Annotated in this window: 16 protein-coding genes; 7 read left to right on the top strand and 9 right to left on the bottom strand. The window is 41.8% G+C overall.

Annotation, left to right across the window (positions count from 1 at the left end; translation table 11 throughout):
• The first annotated feature begins 112 nt into the window (after positions 1 to 112).
• Entirely contained in the window at positions 113 to 2305 is a 2193-nt protein-coding gene (locus tag A5875_RS19535) for a MucBP domain-containing protein (RefSeq protein ID WP_088935238.1), read from the top strand.
• An 85-nt stretch (positions 2306 to 2390) separates the two neighbouring features.
• Here the strand turns inward: A5875_RS19535 and A5875_RS19540 are convergent, their stop codons facing one another.
• On the bottom strand, positions 2391 to 3086 hold the full coding sequence (locus A5875_RS19540) for an alpha/beta hydrolase (protein WP_088935239.1): 696 nt from the start codon (positions 3084 to 3086) through the stop codon (positions 2391 to 2393).
• Complete coding sequence (locus A5875_RS19545; protein ID WP_088935240.1) at positions 3087 to 3722, bottom strand: pentapeptide repeat-containing protein; 636 nt, start codon at positions 3720 to 3722, stop codon at positions 3087 to 3089. It lies immediately after the preceding gene.
• A gap of 149 nt (positions 3723 to 3871) precedes the next feature.
• Between A5875_RS19545 and lepB the strand changes: the two genes are divergently transcribed.
• Complete coding sequence (lepB, locus tag A5875_RS19550) at positions 3872 to 4441, top strand: signal peptidase I (protein WP_088935241.1); 570 nt, start codon at positions 3872 to 3874, stop codon at positions 4439 to 4441.
• A 68-nt stretch (positions 4442 to 4509) separates the two neighbouring features.
• On the opposite strand, the gene A5875_RS19555 is transcribed toward lepB, so the two are convergent.
• The 4 genes from A5875_RS19555 to A5875_RS19570 form a co-directional block, all read right to left on the bottom strand.
• Positions 4510 to 4929, bottom strand: coding sequence for a hypothetical protein (locus A5875_RS19555; protein ID WP_088935242.1), 420 nt, complete (start codon positions 4927 to 4929; stop codon positions 4510 to 4512).
• Positions 4930 to 4931: 2 nt separating this feature from the next.
• Positions 4932 to 6230 carry a Y-family DNA polymerase gene (locus tag A5875_RS19560; protein ID WP_088935243.1) on the bottom strand — a complete coding sequence of 433 codons (1299 nt, stop codon included), beginning with the start codon at positions 6228 to 6230 and terminating at the stop codon, positions 4932 to 4934.
• 169 nt (positions 6231 to 6399) lie between these two features.
• Positions 6400 to 7344: a permease prefix domain 1-containing protein gene (locus tag A5875_RS19565; protein WP_088935244.1), complete on the bottom strand. Its 945-nt coding sequence runs from the start codon at positions 7342 to 7344 to the stop codon at positions 6400 to 6402.
• A 3-nt stretch (positions 7345 to 7347) separates the two neighbouring features.
• A complete protein-coding gene (locus A5875_RS19570; RefSeq protein WP_088935245.1) occupies positions 7348 to 7674 on the bottom strand; it encodes a PadR family transcriptional regulator in 327 nt (108 codons plus the stop codon).
• A gap of 194 nt (positions 7675 to 7868) precedes the next feature.
• Here A5875_RS19570 and A5875_RS19575 point away from each other — a divergent pair, with 194 nt between their 5' ends.
• Positions 7869 to 8975 (top strand): NAD(P)/FAD-dependent oxidoreductase, encoded by a 1107-nt coding sequence (locus A5875_RS19575; RefSeq protein WP_088935246.1) that lies wholly within the window; start codon positions 7869 to 7871, stop codon positions 8973 to 8975.
• Between the two features lie 18 nt (positions 8976 to 8993).
• Here A5875_RS19575 and A5875_RS19580 read toward each other — a convergent pair whose 3' ends face one another.
• From A5875_RS19580 to A5875_RS19590, 3 genes are all read right to left on the bottom strand, one after another.
• Positions 8994 to 9557 carry a YdeI/OmpD-associated family protein gene (locus A5875_RS19580; protein ID WP_088935247.1) on the bottom strand — a complete coding sequence of 188 codons (564 nt, stop codon included), beginning with the start codon at positions 9555 to 9557 and terminating at the stop codon, positions 8994 to 8996.
• Between the two features lies 1 nt (position 9558).
• Complete coding sequence (gene deoC / locus A5875_RS19585) at positions 9559 to 10260, bottom strand: deoxyribose-phosphate aldolase (RefSeq protein ID WP_088935248.1); 702 nt, start codon at positions 10258 to 10260, stop codon at positions 9559 to 9561.
• Positions 10261 to 10427: 167 nt separating this feature from the next.
• Positions 10428 to 11333: an AraC family transcriptional regulator gene (locus A5875_RS19590; RefSeq protein ID WP_088935249.1), complete on the bottom strand. Its 906-nt coding sequence runs from the start codon at positions 11331 to 11333 to the stop codon at positions 10428 to 10430.
• 176 nt (positions 11334 to 11509) lie between these two features.
• On the opposite strand from A5875_RS19590, the gene A5875_RS19595 reads away from it, so the two are divergent.
• The 4 genes from A5875_RS19595 to A5875_RS19610 all read left to right on the top strand — a co-directional run bounded on the left by A5875_RS19595 (position 11510) and on the right by A5875_RS19610 (position 14657).
• On the top strand, positions 11510 to 11719 hold the full coding sequence (locus A5875_RS19595) for a hypothetical protein (RefSeq protein WP_088935250.1): 210 nt from the start codon (positions 11510 to 11512) through the stop codon (positions 11717 to 11719).
• 120 nt (positions 11720 to 11839) lie between these two features.
• Positions 11840 to 12208: an iron chaperone gene (locus A5875_RS19600; protein ID WP_088935251.1), complete on the top strand. Its 369-nt coding sequence runs from the start codon at positions 11840 to 11842 to the stop codon at positions 12206 to 12208.
• 246 nt (positions 12209 to 12454) lie between these two features.
• Complete coding sequence (locus A5875_RS19605; RefSeq protein ID WP_088935252.1) at positions 12455 to 13498, top strand: aldose epimerase family protein; 1044 nt, start codon at positions 12455 to 12457, stop codon at positions 13496 to 13498.
• Entirely contained in the window at positions 13488 to 14657 is a 1170-nt protein-coding gene (locus tag A5875_RS19610) for a galactokinase (protein ID WP_088935253.1), read from the top strand. The genes A5875_RS19605 and A5875_RS19610 overlap by 11 nt, the downstream gene beginning before the upstream one ends.
• Positions 14658 to 15185: the final 528 nt, after the last annotated feature.

Here is a 15185-nt window from a genome sequence, read left to right on the forward strand (position 1 = left end):
GATCGTAAACTGTTCAAATAACAAAGATTATAAGATAAAACTTGAGCAATTTATTTATAAAACAAACGCTATTATTTATCTATTATAAAACATTTATAAAGGAGTTGCATAAATGAAGAAACTTATATATATATTAACTGCCAGTTCGATGATATTAGGTTCTGCCCTGAGCATTCCCCTTCAGAGTACAGCTGAAATCAGTGAAAACGACTCTGAAACGCTTCCTTCTACTAGTTCAATAAGCAGCACAAGCTCATCAGCAATAGAAACAGCGTCAACTACCTCAAACAGCAGTACTAGCTCAACTGAAATTTCAGCAGCAAATTCACAAGTAACAACAAGCTCAACCTCAAACATGCCAGAGTCACGGGCAACGACAATAGAAAGTTGGCTGCCTGATCCTGTCTTGCAGCAACTTGTCGCTAAAGCAGTTGGGAAAACCAAAGATACTCTGACTCAAGAAGACATGCTGCGACTAACCAGCCTCTATATCCAAAGTACAGATAGTGCCGTCGCTAGCTTGAAAGGATTGGAACTAGCAACAAACCTGGACTCTTTCTACATGAACTCAAACAGCCAAATCAGTGATTTTTCTGTCTTGGCTGCCTTGCCTAATTTGAAACATGTTTATCTGATGGGGACAAATGTCAATGACGCCAATGTTCCAGATTTTGGTACCGAAATCATTCGCTTGAACCTTTCTGGAAGCAGCGTCACGAACAACGTTTATGACAAGATCAAAAAAATGTCTAATTTGGAATCATTGAGCTTCGAATCTAATATGAATATCACAACCATTGAACCTTTAACAGTTTTGACAAAATTAAATGAATTGCGTGTCCAATTTTGCGGCATTACCGATTTTAAACCGATTAATCAAATGCCTGCTCTAACACAATTGGCAGCCTTTGGTCAAAACACTGGACGAAATGATCCTGCAACAGCTATCAATGCCAAAGAGTTGAACTATGATGCCGACAAACAAACCATCTACATTCCCTTTTCGATCATGCCAAATCGAATGACCAACTATGATGGCTATGTACCGCCTTTTACTACTTCAAATAGTGCAAATCAAACCTATTTTGATTTCAACGGTATCCAGTTGGATAGCAGTCGCTTAACAATAACAGAAAAAGGCATTACCGTTTCTGGAGTCACTCAAGAAAAGTTCGATCAGCTGCAAACCTTTAAATATAATGCTCGCCTGAACAATCCGGCAGGCTCGTACAATCAGCCTGAGAGATTTTCGTTTTATGCTATTTCAGCGGGAACGTACCTGCATCAGTTCAATATTCAACACACCGTTGCTTCTCCGGGTTTGACGATTAAATACGTCGATGAAGACGGTGACGGAATTCACGAAAATCAGACGATCGAAGGAAATGTCGGAGATGCTTATGACACAACAGCAGAAAATTATCTGCCGACCATTTCAGGTTACACCTTAGATGAAACTCAATTGCCGCAAAATGCAACGGGCAGCCTAACCGCTGATCCACTTACAGTGACATATGTTTACAAACGAAACTTAGCCCTTTTGAATGCTCATGATTCTACGATTTATGTCGGAGAAAATTGGAAAGCTGAGGATAACTTTGACGGCGGAACAGATCCTTATGAGCGTCCAATCACGATCAATGATGTTCAGATCAACGGAAGCGTTGATACGGCTAAAGTTGGAAAATATGAAGTCACTTATTCCTATGATCGCGTCCCTAATAGAATCTGGACAGGTGATCACGCCACAGCCAAAGCAACAGTGACCGTTATTGATAAAAAAGAAGCAAAGCCTGTAACCGTGACCTACGTGGACCCGACTGGAAAAGAAATCCACGAGAAAAACATCGTGAAAGGCGAACTAGGTGCCGCCTTTGATGTATCGGGCAAAGAGTATCAACCCGCGATTAAAGGATACATTTTGGATGATAAACAACTGCCGAAAAATGCTAAAGGAACCTTTAGTGATCAAGCCCAAACAGTCGTCTACGTTTATCAACCAGAAATGAAGCCAACAACCGATACAAGTGACTCGTCTTCATCGGATACAACCACAACGGACACTGTTTCCAGCAGTCAGCCAACAGATAAAAGCTCTGACTCAAGTAAAAATAGCGGGAAGGTTGCACCTGCCGAATCATCCAACAGCTATAATCGCCAAACAGTCATAGCAAGAAACACATCTGCGAAATTATTACCAAAAACCGGCGAGGCGAAAACATCGAGTTATCTACTTGCAGGCATTAGCGTTCTGATCTTTGCAATTGGCCTGCTGCTTTTCAGCCACAAAAAAGCAAAACAATAAAAAATCAGGCTTCATTCTCGATATTTGAGAACAAAACCTGATTTGCTTACTGAAGCATCCTAGTTAAATTTACTAGGATGCTTTTTTATAGATTCCTGTCCAACCATTCTTGATAGACTTTAAGCTGTTCGGGTGTATGAAAAAAGTGCTCCCCTGCTTCAAAAAGCGTCAGTGATCTATTATCAGCCGCTGAGAATGCCTCGATGGTCGCTCTTGAGGTCAAATTATCTTTTCCGCCATACAAGATTTTGGTTGGAACCTGCCATTTGATCGGATGTTCGACCACGTAGGCATAATAATCCCACTCCAATGTTTTGAACGGTGTCTCGATTCGCTTTTCTCGCCGCAAATCCTCTGGTGTCAGCTGCGACCACCGCAGCATATTTTCAATCAATTCCCGCATATCGACGATCGGCGACAAGAAGAAGCTTTGATCGATCTCCTTGTTTTGACAGGCTAACATGCCAAAGTACGCTCCAATACTGCAACCGAACAATGAGATGCTCTCCGCCTGCTGCTCTAATTCAACAAAAAGCTTATTGGCATCCGCCACGACATTTTGCGGATTCAAGGTATCCGGCTGCCCTTGACGTTCCCCATGCTCCGGCAAATCAAAGCTCCAGACCTGATAGCCCTTTTTCGTGGCATCTTCGGCTAAAAGCTGGATCACAGTATCTTCTTTATGGGATTGATCCCCATGAAACGCTAGAATTACTTTTTTACTCGCTTCACCCCAGCACAAAACGGGAACTCCCTGAATCATTTTTCGCTTTAACTTCATTTAGCCCTCCACAATTTGCAGGCCTAACCCAGCCGCAATAATCAGCGCCTGATAAGAATCAACCTTCAAGCCCTTCAACTGCTCCATCGAAAAAGCAATCTTGCCAAATTGATTGCCCGTAAAATCCAAACCGGCCAGCTTCGTCCGCATCCAGTTACTATTGTCCAACTCATTATTCGTCAAAAACAAATGCTTCCAAGTGACTTCAAAAAATTCACTGTCGGCCATTTGGCAATTCTCAAACGCGACATTTTTCAAATTCGTCGCACTAAACGAACCAAAATTAATCAGGCAATCCTTAAATTGACAATCCCGCAAATAGCTCTCCGCAAAGTTGCAGCCTGTCAGCTTGCAATTTTCGAAGACAATCTGATGGAAGCTGCCGCCGATCCATTCAAGGTTGGAAAAATCGCAATTTTTAAAAACCACGTTACTGGCTTCAAAGCGAATCAGCTTCGTGCGCTGCATCGTGATTTTTTCCAAAATCGAACGGCGTAGCACCAGATTCTCACAGGTCAAATAGCTGTAGTCGAATTCGATCCCATGAACATCTTCAACAACCGCCTCATCTTCTAAGTAAAAATCGTCGGTAAAATTTTTCGGTAAAATCGGTAATGCTGGATAATTTTTAATCATAATTCTACTCCTGTTTTCTTTCAATTGATGTTCTAAGTTTCCCATACATCCTAAGAATTCTCTAGTCCAAAACGACTTTTCTTGAAAAGAGAGGTTCAAATGTGCTTTTTATTTTGAAGAATGGTAAACTCTAGCAATGAGGTGACCCTATGAACAATAAAATAAAAGAATGGCTTCCAGTAGTCATAATCATAGTATTAATTATTCTTGCTCGCATGTTTGTTTTCTCTCCAGTAAAAGTCGAAGGCCATTCAATGGACCCGACGCTTCACGATAAGCAGCGTTTGATCACGTCCAAAATATCAAACCTAGGCCGACAAGACATCATCACTACCAAAGAACCGGATAATCAAAATATCTATGTCGTAAAACGCATCATCGGTCTGCCAGGAGATCACGTAGTAATGAAAAATAATGTCTTAACGATCAACGGAAAAGAATACGATGAGCCCTACCTTGATGAATTCAAGGAAAAATTCAAAAAGGATAAACTATTCGAGGAATATTCCTACAACAAAGCCTTTCAGGAACAAGCAGCCAACGCGACTAGCTTTACTACTGAATTTGATGTGACTGTTCCGAAAAATCAGTATTTTGTTTTAGGTGATAATCGTTTGATCTCTAAAGACAGCCGGATTTTCGGCTTCGTTGACAAATCCTTGATCCAAGGAAAAGTGATCCTGCGTTTCTGGCCATTAAATGAATTTAAACTATTTTAAGCAGCTTAAAAAAAGCCATGGCGATCTCGCCGTGGCTTTTCATTTTATATTCGTAAAAGTTATTGCTGCTACTTCGTGATTTTTTCCGTCAGGATTTTCTTTGGTCCTAATATTTCGACATGGTGGATCTGTTCGATGGTCAGGTGGAGCGTCCCCCGGTCTTCTTCATCCAAATAAATCTGCTCCTCTCTTTGACCACTGATTTTCCCCACTAGATCGTCTGGATAGTTTCCTTCATTATCTAATGTTTCCAGTTGAATGGCGATTCGCTTATTTTTCAGATACGCCTGCTGCAATGTTTCCCCGATTTCCTCTAAGCTCATTTGTTCTTTTCCAACATTGATGCGATTTCGTTCCTTTGATTCTTTACTTAGCACCGCGGTATGATCCGACAAGTAAAATCCGATCCACTTCATCATTCCGCGGTCTTGATAGGTTTGCTTGGCCTCCATAAAAAGCTGCTCTGCACTTTCATCGTCATAGATCATAACTAATCCATCCCTTCCATTCCGCCAGCATGGCCGCCAACCAAACCCGCTCTTTTGATCGCTGTCGCGCCTTCATTCAGCGAATGTGCGCGAACGATCGAAGTAAATTTATAACGGCTGCGAATTTGAGCAATCACTTCATCGATTTTTTCTTCTTTGATCGTTTGCTGCGGGTCCTCAAAAAGGTTTAATTGTAAACTTCCGGCAGCGCGCAGCGAAGAAACCGTAATCGAAATGTTCCGCACTTCGGAATTATCCCAATACTTCTCAAACAACGCAAAAGCTACCCGAGTCAGCTCTCGCGCTTGATGAGTGGGCGGAATCTTCAGCTGATGATGAAAACCGCCGCGTTTCCCGCTGCCAAAATAAGCATAAGCAATCCCTAGGTGCAGCGTTCCGCCTAAAACATCCGCCTTACGCAGGCGTTGGGCGACCTGCTCGCAGATTTCAGCGATTACCGTTAGGATATCCGCCTTATGAGCGTAATTTTTCGGTAAGACCTGCGAATTGCCAATCGATTTCTCCTTCGTAGGATACAAGTCCTTTTGGGAAAGAATCGAACGATCGATTCCCCAGGCGTGCATGTAATGCTGCATCCCCATCACACCAAAATGATTTTTCAAAACAAAGGGATCAGTATGGGCCAAGTCCCCCATCGTTTTCAAGCCCATCATTTGATAACGGCGCTCCATCCGATTGCCGATTCCACAAAAATCACTCAAGCGCAGCGGCCAAATTTTCGCTGAAACATCCTGATAATGCCATTGCGCAAAAAGAGATTTCTTTCTTTTGGCTTCGTTGTCCATCGCTATTTTCGCTAATAAGGGATTGTCCCCCATCCCTAATGATGTATAAATGCCGATTTTTTCAATAATTTCTTTTTGAATCATCTTGCCGACTTCCGCCGAACTATTGCCGAATAATTTCCAGCTGTGGGTCAAGTCCCCAAATTGTTCATCGATACTATATGTATGAATGTCCTCTTCCGCCATATATGAACGAAAAATCTCCTGAATCCGCATGTGGTATTGAATGTACAAGGTCATCCGCGGCGGCACGATATGCAAATCTGGATGATTGGGAATTTCAAAGCCGCGGCTGACATTACTGATGCCCAGCTCTTTTTTCGCCATTGGACTAGCCGCTAAAACCAAGCCTGCATTCTCACGATCACCACTCATGACGACTAATAAGTCCTTCAACGGATCCAAATCATGCTCGATACATTCCACACTGGCATAAAAACTTTTGGAATCCATACAAAAAACATCTCTGACCGGCTCTCCTTCATAAACGTTCATCAAAACCACCTCCCCGAACACAAACGTATGTTCGCTTTTAGTTTAAGTTGATTCTGGATTTTTGTCAATCATTTGCTTATAAAGTTTCGGTGAGAAAAATGAAGTACAAAAAAGACGATCCAAGCATTCAATCGAATGCTTAAATCGTCTTTTATCCTCTAACTCTATGCTACTTTTTTACGAAAATTGCCTCCAATACACTGTAGAAAATCCCTGCCATTACAAAGATCATCCAGCTAAAGCCCCATGAATGAGTCAAATATGACCAGCCGAAATAAATCAACACGATAGTTGGCCAGTACACACGCTCCAATAAATGTTTGGTGCGGGCAGAATCACCATACTTTGCCTGCATCGCATTTGGTCCTAATTTATCCTCATCTGCGATAAAATATTTTTCTTTAATAAATTTATCAAAGCTGCCATAGTTGATACTGCCGTACATGATCAAAAAGACGCCAATTGCTAAAAAGAAAAACATGACCGGAATACCATATTCCGCGTAGGTAAACATTTGGAAAAAGAAAATCGGCGACACACTCAACACACATAAACAAATCCCAAACACTAAACTAACCTGAAAGCTTTTTTGATAGCCTTGCTTTAATTTTTGCGCTTCCTTATTCAAATCAACTGAGATATAACGATCATTCAATACCACATTGTTTTTAGAAAATTGCAGCCCATTATAAATGATGATCCCAACACTGATCGCTATGATGACGAAAAAGAGTAACAAGCCCATCATCTCAGCTCCGCGAATACTTAGTCCAATCAGTGCTCCTACCGCCAGTAAACAACCGCTGACTCCGAGACTCAAGCCCTTTGTGTCTTTTTTTCGTTCGTTCAAGTATTGATACATCTCTTCTTCTTCGATACCATTCTCCGGTTCTCTTTCACGAGTCGCAAATTCCAATTCCTCCCGCAGCTCATCGACGGAACCGAATTCGCTGATCACCTGTCCAATCGCTTCGTGCTCGCTTTTTCCTTCATCTAATAATGCCAAATAATGATCTTCCATAATCGTCAAAATCTCTTGCTTTGCTCGTTGGACTTCTTTCGTATTTGGAAATTCGAGAAACAATGTCTCTACATAATTTTTGATCGTATCCATTTTTTACCCTTCTTTCATAAATCGGTTCACAACTCTTTTAGTCTGCTTCCATTCATCCCGCTTCTCTTCTAAGAAAGTCAGGCCTTTGTCGGTTATCTGATAGTACGTTCGTTTCTTTCCATGAGTAACTTCCCCCGGATAAGAATGGATATAACCATTTTTCTCCAAGCGGTTGAAGGCGGAATAAAGTGTCGTTTCTTTAATAATATAGACTTCTTCACTCATATCCCGTATTTTTTGAGAAACCGCATAGCCATAGGAATCGCCATCCTTTAGTATGGACAAAATGATGACATCATTGTACCCGCGAATTCCATCGCTCGAAATCATTTTGCCACCTCCTGAAATTACTTCATCTGTCGTTGTAATCATTGTACGACAATTACTACGACAGGTAAAGTAAAATATATCAGATTTATTGAAAAATATTTTTTGTTATGGCAGAATCAACAGCAGACAGACACACGTTCCGTTCTATGTTAAAAAAAGATCGGGCCTGCGACTAAAAAAAGGAAGTAACCTATATGCAAAAAATCGCTATTATTGGCGGCCGCATCATCGGCATGACGCTGGCAAATTATTTAGATCAAAAAAACTACCAAGTCACACTGTTTGACGAACCGACCGGACAAGCAACGAGGGCCAGTGCCGGGATCATCTCCCCCTGGCTTTCCAAACGCCGCAACAAACAATGGTATCAGCTGGCAAAAGACGGCGCTGCCTTTTTTCCAAAGCTGATCCAAGATTTCCAGCTAGATCAGGCGATCTATCAGCAATCCGGCACATTGCTTTTACGTCCTGAAAAACAATTGGACGAACTTTTGACCTTAGCCGAAGAACGAAAAAAAAGTGCCCCTGAAATCGGCACGATCGAACTGCTTTCAGGTGAACAAACCCAGCGAGCCTTGCCTTTGTTAAAACCCTTGCCTGCGCTTAAAATCAGCGGCGGCGGTCGTTTAGATGGAAAAGCTTACCTGCGCCATATGCGAAAAAAGGCCGAAGAAAAAGGAATTCACTTTATCACTCAACGCGTTCAACTGGCAAATGGCCACACTGTCTGCTTCGGTGAAAGTGAAGAGGAATTTGATCAGATTATTTTAACAGTTGGTCCTCATTTAAAAGAGCTATTGGCTCCTTTAGGCTATCGGGTAGATCTGCGTCCGCAAAAAGGCCAGCTGTTAGTTTTCCAAACAGACTTTAAAGCTAGCGGTGAGTTCCCTGTGGTTATGCTGGATGGCGAAGCAGATTTGATTCCATTTTTGGATGGGAAAATCTTACTAGGTGCGACCCACGAAAATGACGCGGGCTGGGATTTGGAAGAAACGCCGGCCGCATTTGAGCAGCTGACGAACAGTGCTCGCAGCTTTTTGGCTGAGCCAGAGAAATTGTTGGCGGCACCTGTCCACTATCGTGTTGGCACCCGAGCCTATACTTCGGATTTTGCACCTTTTTTTGGTTCATTAAATGAACAGCTGCTGGTTGCTAGCGGCTTGGGCTCTTCTGGTCTGACGACTGGCCCATATATCGGCTATCTTTTAGCGCAATACCTGAATACGGGAAAAGCCGACTGGCAAGTTTACCAAAAAGAATTAGCAACTTATATTCAGCACGAAAAAACGCTGGAATCTTAATCTGATTCCAGCGTCTTTTTACATTGGTTTTAAGTTTTTCTCTAAACGCTCCGTCATCCAAGCCAATCGGCTGGCTCTGCCGGCATCGGTTTTTGCATCAAAGTAGGCGCGGGTATAGGTTTTCTTGACCGAAGGCGGCATATTTTCAAAATTCTTTGCGGCTTCCGCGTTTTCCTTCAACAGGGCGGCTACTTCTGCGATCTGTTCATCCGTAATAGCCGATGGACGAGTGGCGTTTTCCCATTGTCCACTTTTCTTCGCTTCAGCGATTTTTTCACGTCCCAAATCTATCATCAGGCCTTGTTCTTCCAGCTTCGCCACGATTTTTTTGTTTTTCTCCGACCATTTGCTGTTTTTACGTCGTGGAGCAAAGTATTTAATGTAGGAATGCTCATCGACCTTTTTCATTACTCCGTCTATCCAGCCAAAGCATAAAGCCTCTTCTAGTGCTTCGCCGGCTTTTAAGGTCTTGACCTGTTTTGTTTTGCCAAATACAAGCCAGACACCGCCGCTAGTTGACGCATTTTCTGTGAGCCACGTCCGAAAATCTGCGCGTGTTTCAAAAAGTAAGTTTTCTTCCATATTACTTATCTAATCCTAAAACGACTGGTGTCGATTTGAAGCCGATGCCCATGCGGTCGATCCCCATATCGATCAACTCTAAGAAGTGCTCACGCGTCCGAATCCCGCCGCTGCCTTTAATTTTGATTCGGCCTTTGCATTGGTCCATCATGATTTGAATGACTTCATTTGTGGCACCCTTGCCTTCATAGCCCGTGATAAAGCCCGTACTGGTCTTAACAAAATCCGCATTCGCCGCAATCGCACATTCACAGGCTTGACGAATTTGCTCTTCATTCAATGTATCCGTCTCAAAAATCACCTTCACGGCGGTTCCATGTGCATGACAAGCCTCAACAATTACGCGTAATTCCTTTGTGACTTCATCATATTTTCCACTGCGAATCCAGCCGAAATTGGCAACGATATCCAATTCGTAAATATCTTCTCTTTGACAATACGTCTCTGCCTGCAGCACCTTAGATGCAGTCGTACTTGTTCCAAACGGAAAATCACACACAACACAAATCTTGGTATCCGTATCTTTTGTCATCTCCGCTGCGATATCCAAAGAAGATGGATTGACACAGACCGTCGCACAATGATAATCGATCCCCTCTTGAATGTACTGACGAATTTCAGCCTCCGTAAAATCTGGTTTTAACACCGATTGATCAATATAAGCCCCTAATTCTTCAACAGTCATTTCACTTGCTTTTTTCATGGATAGTTCCCTCCCATTCAATTTTCATCTCGACTATCGTTTTTCTTGCGCCCTCAAAAGTGATTGTGTTCACAAAAAAATCAATACCCTAGATTTTGTGTAAAAATTTTCACTGCTTACTAATTTAAGTATAGGATACCTGCCACTTTTTGTAAACGCTCACTTGGCTAAGTGGCGCGGTTTACTACCGCTTGTTTTTCCAGTTGACTCTTCAATTCATTCAATGAAACGTTTTTGAAATCTTCATTTTTCATCCGCTTGCGATAAGCGGTAGCCGTTTCTCCCGTCAGTTTTTTAAACATTCGGCTAAAAACAACTAAACTGTTAAAGCCTACCTGCTCGGCGATCGTTTCGACGGATTCGTCGGTCATAGACAGTAAAAAAGCGGCTCGGTTAATACGTACACCTAAAAGATAATCTCTAATACTGATGTCCATATGATTCCGGAAGACCCGGGACAAATGACTGCGATTAACAGCAAGCTGCTGCGCAATCCCTTCTACTGTTAAGTGCTCGGCATAATGCGCCTCGATATATTCTACGGTATCTACTGTCAGGGGCGAATAAATTTTTTGCTCGCCTAAGTGGACTTTTCCGCCATCCTCTAAAAGAGCCGCTAAAAAATGATACGTTTGTTCATTCAAATGCAGTTCATTTACGAATGTTTCCTCGGTAAAAGGAAGACAGGCTAAAATCGTATCGACATACTTTTGAATATCTGAAGACACCATCGTATATTGATCGTCTTTAAAATGTGAACGGCGAATGATCTCATCAGCCGCCGCCCCGCCAAACGAAAGCCAGCCATACATCCACGGCTCTTCCCCATCAGCCAAATAAAAGGTCGAATCCCCAGGCCGAATCAAGAACAGGTCCCCTTTTTTCAAATGATATTGCTGATTCTTGACCTGATAGGTTCCTTTTCCTTCCATAATAATATGTAAAATATAATTCTGACGAATCGCCGGACCGAAAGAATGGAAAGGCAAGGTCTTTGAGATCCCGCAAAAATCAAAATGAAGATCGGTTTTTAAGTGGTGCTGTTCCTTTTTTAAAAAAATCGTCTGTTCCATCTCGTATTCCCTCCATCTGATTTCCCTTCTAAATTATACCGTATATTTCTTTTGAAGCATTAACAATCCCATTTTTTTGGCGCAAATCAAAGCTATTGAGTAATTGGCCATTCATCATTTTATTCATGCTACTCTAAAAACAAAAAATAATTGCAAAAGGGGAGAGGAAGGATCGTTTGAAAAAAAGTTTAAAGCAATTAATCCAAGCACTGCTAATCTGTCTGATCGTCCCCAGCACCCTTTTATTACAAAAGAACAATCCCTATATCGACTATGATATTACTTATCGCAGCGTTTTTCGCTTACTGCTATTGATCAGTCTGTCTGTTTTAGCGGTCTGGTCGTTAAAAGAACTGTGGCAGGTTTTACGAAATAAGAGAAGATAAAACATTTTTTCAAATAGTGACTAACATACTTGTTGGTCTTTTTCATTTAGCTGCTGGTATAATAGAAAGAAACAATTAGATGAGAATCATGCTTTTAAAAAAATGATAAGGAGCAAAACGATGGAAAATTTTGAGGATTACTTGAAGCAGCTTGAAAATGACGAGCATCGAGCTAAATTACGGACCCTTTTCCAACAAATATTAACGGATTTCCCTGAACTAGCAACGCGAATTGCTTGGAACGAACCGATGTTTACCCATCACGATACTTTTATTATCGGCTTCAGTACCGCTAAAAACCACTTTTCCGTCTCACCTGAGGTCGCTTGTCTCAAAAAGTTTTTACCTGCTATCGAAAAAAATGGCTACGGACATACAAACAATATCTTTCGGATAAAATGGAATGAAGCGATCGATTACGACCTTATCAAGGACATGATTGCTTTTAATATTGAAGATAAAGCGGAATATACGAAGTTTTGGCGGTAATTTAATTATAGAGTTAGAGCCAGTTGGACCAGCATACTTGTTGGTCCATTTTTTTCTGAAGGCTAAAAAATGCAACAAAAAGTTAAATAGTCGTCACAGGAGGACGTTTAAAAGAAAGCGATTTCTTGCTAAATTAGGATCAAGGAATCTTTAAAAAAACTTCTAGTCCTTGTCACTTTGTCGATAAATCGATAAAATTACTGGGACACGAGGAATTCTCCACTACACAAAAAGAGAGGTTTTTATATGAAAATTACAGAAAAAGATTTTAACACAGACTATCACTTAATCACCATCGAAAATGAATCCGGTTTCCATTTGTCTGTTACTGATTTAGGGGCGCGGATCGTCAGCTTGGGACGTGACAAGGAATTGGTTTTAGGCCTTGACTCTGCCGATGATTATTTAGAGCAGGACCCGTTTATCGGTGCATCAATTGGTCGAACTGCTGGCCGAATCGAAAATGGCCGCTTTACACTTGCTGGCAAGGACTATCAAGTATCGATTGATCCAGCAACGGGACATTCCCTGCACGGCGGCAAGCCTGGGTTTGAAACCAAAAAATGGACCTACACGATCGAAAATGGCGAGAACGAAGCTTCGGTCATTTTTACTACGAATAGTCCTGATGGTGAGCATGGCTTCCCAGGTAATCTGGACATTGAAGTGCGCCACACCCTTACTCAAGAAAATGTTTGGCGGGTAACGACAAAAGGGATCAGCGATCAAACAACGCTGTTCAATCCAACCAATCATGTCTACTTTAATTTGATCGGCGACATTACCCAATCAATCGACGAACATAAACTTTGGTTAAATAGTTCGGCTTTTGCTTCTCTTAGACCAGATACGATCCCGACTGGCGAAATAACAAATTCGGCAGGGACGGCTTTTGACTTCCAAACCGAAAAGCCAATGGCAGATGTATTCACCAGTGACTTTGAACAAAAAAATCAATGCAACGGTCTGGATCATCCCTTCTTCTTAAACGAGAGCAATTTACAGAAACCTGCAGCCAAACTGACTAGTCCCGATGGAAAAATCGAACTGACCGTCTCCACGGATTCATCCAGCGTGGTGATCTTCACCGCAAACTTTGGCGAGGATGGGCCAACTATGCGGGGAGAAAAACTAGCCCATCATGGCGGCATTACTTTTGAAACCCAAATCGCTCCCGGTGCAGAACAATATCCAGAATTTGGCTCCATTACATTACCTGCAAATGAAACCTTCGAAACAATAACCGAATACAAAATAACTTTGAAAGAAGCGGATGAACATGGAAATTAAACGGGAACTAAACACCAAATTTGCTGAAATTTTTGGACCAAAGGAAACGACCCAATATTTTTCTCCTGGCCGGATTAATTTGATCGGTGAACACACTGACTACAATGGCGGCCATGTCTTTCCTGCTTCCATCACCTATGGAACTTATGGAGTCGCTGCTCCTCGTGAAGACAAAAAAGTATTGGTTTATTCAACAAACTTTGAAGACATTGGTGTAATTGAGTTTGATGTCGATCAGCTGGATTACGACAAAAAAGACAACTGGGCCAACTATGCAAAAGGCATGGTCTTAAAATTAAAAGAAGCCGGTCACACGATCGATCACGGCTTTGAATTATTAGTCGAAGGAACGATTCCCAATGGTGCCGGACTTTCCAGCAGTGCCTCACTAGAATTATTGGTGGGCGTTGTCTTAGAGGACTTGTTCAGCCTGAAGACAGATCGGCTTGAGTTAGTAAAAACAGGAAAAAAAGTCGAAAATGAATTTATCGGTGTAAACTCAGGAATCATGGATCAATTCGCGATTGGGTTCGGTGATGTTGATCAAGCGATCCTGCTAGACACCAATACCTTAAAGTATGAAATGGTGCCAGTCAAATTGGACGGTTACGCAATAGTTATTATGAATACCAATAAACGCCGCGAACTAGCCGATTCTAAATACAATGAACGCCGCAGCGAATGTGAAGAAGCTCTCGCTCGTCTGCAAAAACAATTAGACATCCAGTCACTAGGCGATCTTGATGAAGCCACCTTTGAAGCAAATATCACCTTGATCGATGACGATACCCTGATCCGTCGTGCTCGCCACGCGGTTACTGAAAATCAGCGAACGCTAGATGCCAAAGCCGAATTAGAAAAAGGCAATCTGGAAGCCTTCGGAAAACTGCTGAATGCTTCTCACCATTCTCTGCGCTACGATTATGAAGTAACCGGGATCGAACTGGACACCTTAGTCGATGCTGCACAAGCCCAAGCAGGTGTCCTTGGTGCCCGCATGACTGGTGCCGGTTTTGGCGGCTGTGCTATCGCTTTAGTCAAAGAAGAAAATATTCCTGCCTTCAAAAACAATGTCTATGACGAATACATGAAAGTTGTCGGCTATGCCCCAGACTTTTATGTAGCGCATATCGGCAGCGGAACAACGAAGATCGGATAATATTTCCTTAAAGAGTCTCTACTCCTCCATCTGTTTTAGGTGGAGGAGTTTTTATGTGGCATTTCGTTTTAATTTGATCATGTAATAAAGATGGGCCCGAATACGATTCAACACTCAATAAGGTGTTGCTCCTTGATTTGACTGTTCGCCATCAAAAAACTTCCTGACGACTTGTATCCTTTTACTTTTTCACAGATAATAGTAGTTAATATACTCATCTATCATTTTTGTTAAGGAGCGATTCGATGTTTCATTTGATGTTGATATTATTTCCTTTGATTCTTACGGCCATTATCATTCCGATCATTTTATTTGGACTATTCTCTATAGTTATAAGTATCTTTGGCGGAACAGCAGCCGCTCTTCTGATTAAAAATAAAAAAGTTCGAAGCTTATGTTTTATTGGCTTCATTATTTTGTCAATGATCGGCGCAATCATACTTTTTCCTTTCATTAGTATGTACACAAATATCCCCTTTGACTACTATCCATTATTTTGTAACATCCTTTTTGTTTCGATGGGCATTC

The organism is Enterococcus sp. 3H8_DIV0648 (assembly GCF_002140655.1).
Classification (GTDB): Bacteria; Bacillota; Bacilli; order Lactobacillales; family Enterococcaceae; genus Enterococcus_A; species Enterococcus_A hulanensis.

Excerpts from the sequence above, each read along its gene's own strand:
- A5875_RS19535 (WP_088935238.1), top strand. The coding sequence starts at position 113 with ATGAAGAAACTTATATATATATTAACTGCCAGTTCGATGATATTAGGT.
- A5875_RS19555 (WP_088935242.1), bottom strand. The coding sequence starts at position 4,929 with ATGATCTATGACGATGAAAGTGCAGAGCAGCTTTTTATGGAGGCCAAG.
- lepB (WP_088935241.1), top strand. The coding sequence starts at position 3,872 with ATGAACAATAAAATAAAAGAATGGCTTCCAGTAGTCATAATCATAGTA.
- A5875_RS19600 (WP_088935251.1), top strand. The coding sequence starts at position 11,840 with ATGGAAAATTTTGAGGATTACTTGAAGCAGCTTGAAAATGACGAGCAT.
- A5875_RS19580 (WP_088935247.1), bottom strand. The coding sequence starts at position 9,557 with ATGGAAGAAAACTTACTTTTTGAAACACGCGCAGATTTTCGGACGTGG.
- A5875_RS19540 (WP_088935239.1), bottom strand. The coding sequence starts at position 3,086 with ATGAAGTTAAAGCGAAAAATGATTCAGGGAGTTCCCGTTTTGTGCTGG.
- A5875_RS19545 (WP_088935240.1), bottom strand. The coding sequence starts at position 3,722 with ATGATTAAAAATTATCCAGCATTACCGATTTTACCGAAAAATTTTACC.
- A5875_RS19565 (WP_088935244.1), bottom strand. The coding sequence starts at position 7,344 with ATGGATACGATCAAAAATTATGTAGAGACATTGTTTCTCGAATTTCCA.
- A5875_RS19570 (WP_088935245.1), bottom strand. The coding sequence starts at position 7,674 with ATGATTTCGAGCGATGGAATTCGCGGGTACAATGATGTCATCATTTTG.
- A5875_RS19560 (WP_088935243.1), bottom strand. The coding sequence starts at position 6,230 with ATGAACGTTTATGAAGGAGAGCCGGTCAGAGATGTTTTTTGTATGGAT.
- A5875_RS19610 (WP_088935253.1), top strand. The coding sequence starts at position 13,488 with ATGGAAATTAAACGGGAACTAAACACCAAATTTGCTGAAATTTTTGGA.
- A5875_RS19605 (WP_088935252.1), top strand. The coding sequence starts at position 12,455 with ATGAAAATTACAGAAAAAGATTTTAACACAGACTATCACTTAATCACC.
- deoC (WP_088935248.1), bottom strand. The coding sequence starts at position 10,260 with ATGAAAAAAGCAAGTGAAATGACTGTTGAAGAATTAGGGGCTTATATT.
- A5875_RS19575 (WP_088935246.1), top strand. The coding sequence starts at position 7,869 with ATGCAAAAAATCGCTATTATTGGCGGCCGCATCATCGGCATGACGCTG.
- A5875_RS19590 (WP_088935249.1), bottom strand. The coding sequence starts at position 11,333 with ATGGAACAGACGATTTTTTTAAAAAAGGAACAGCACCACTTAAAAACC.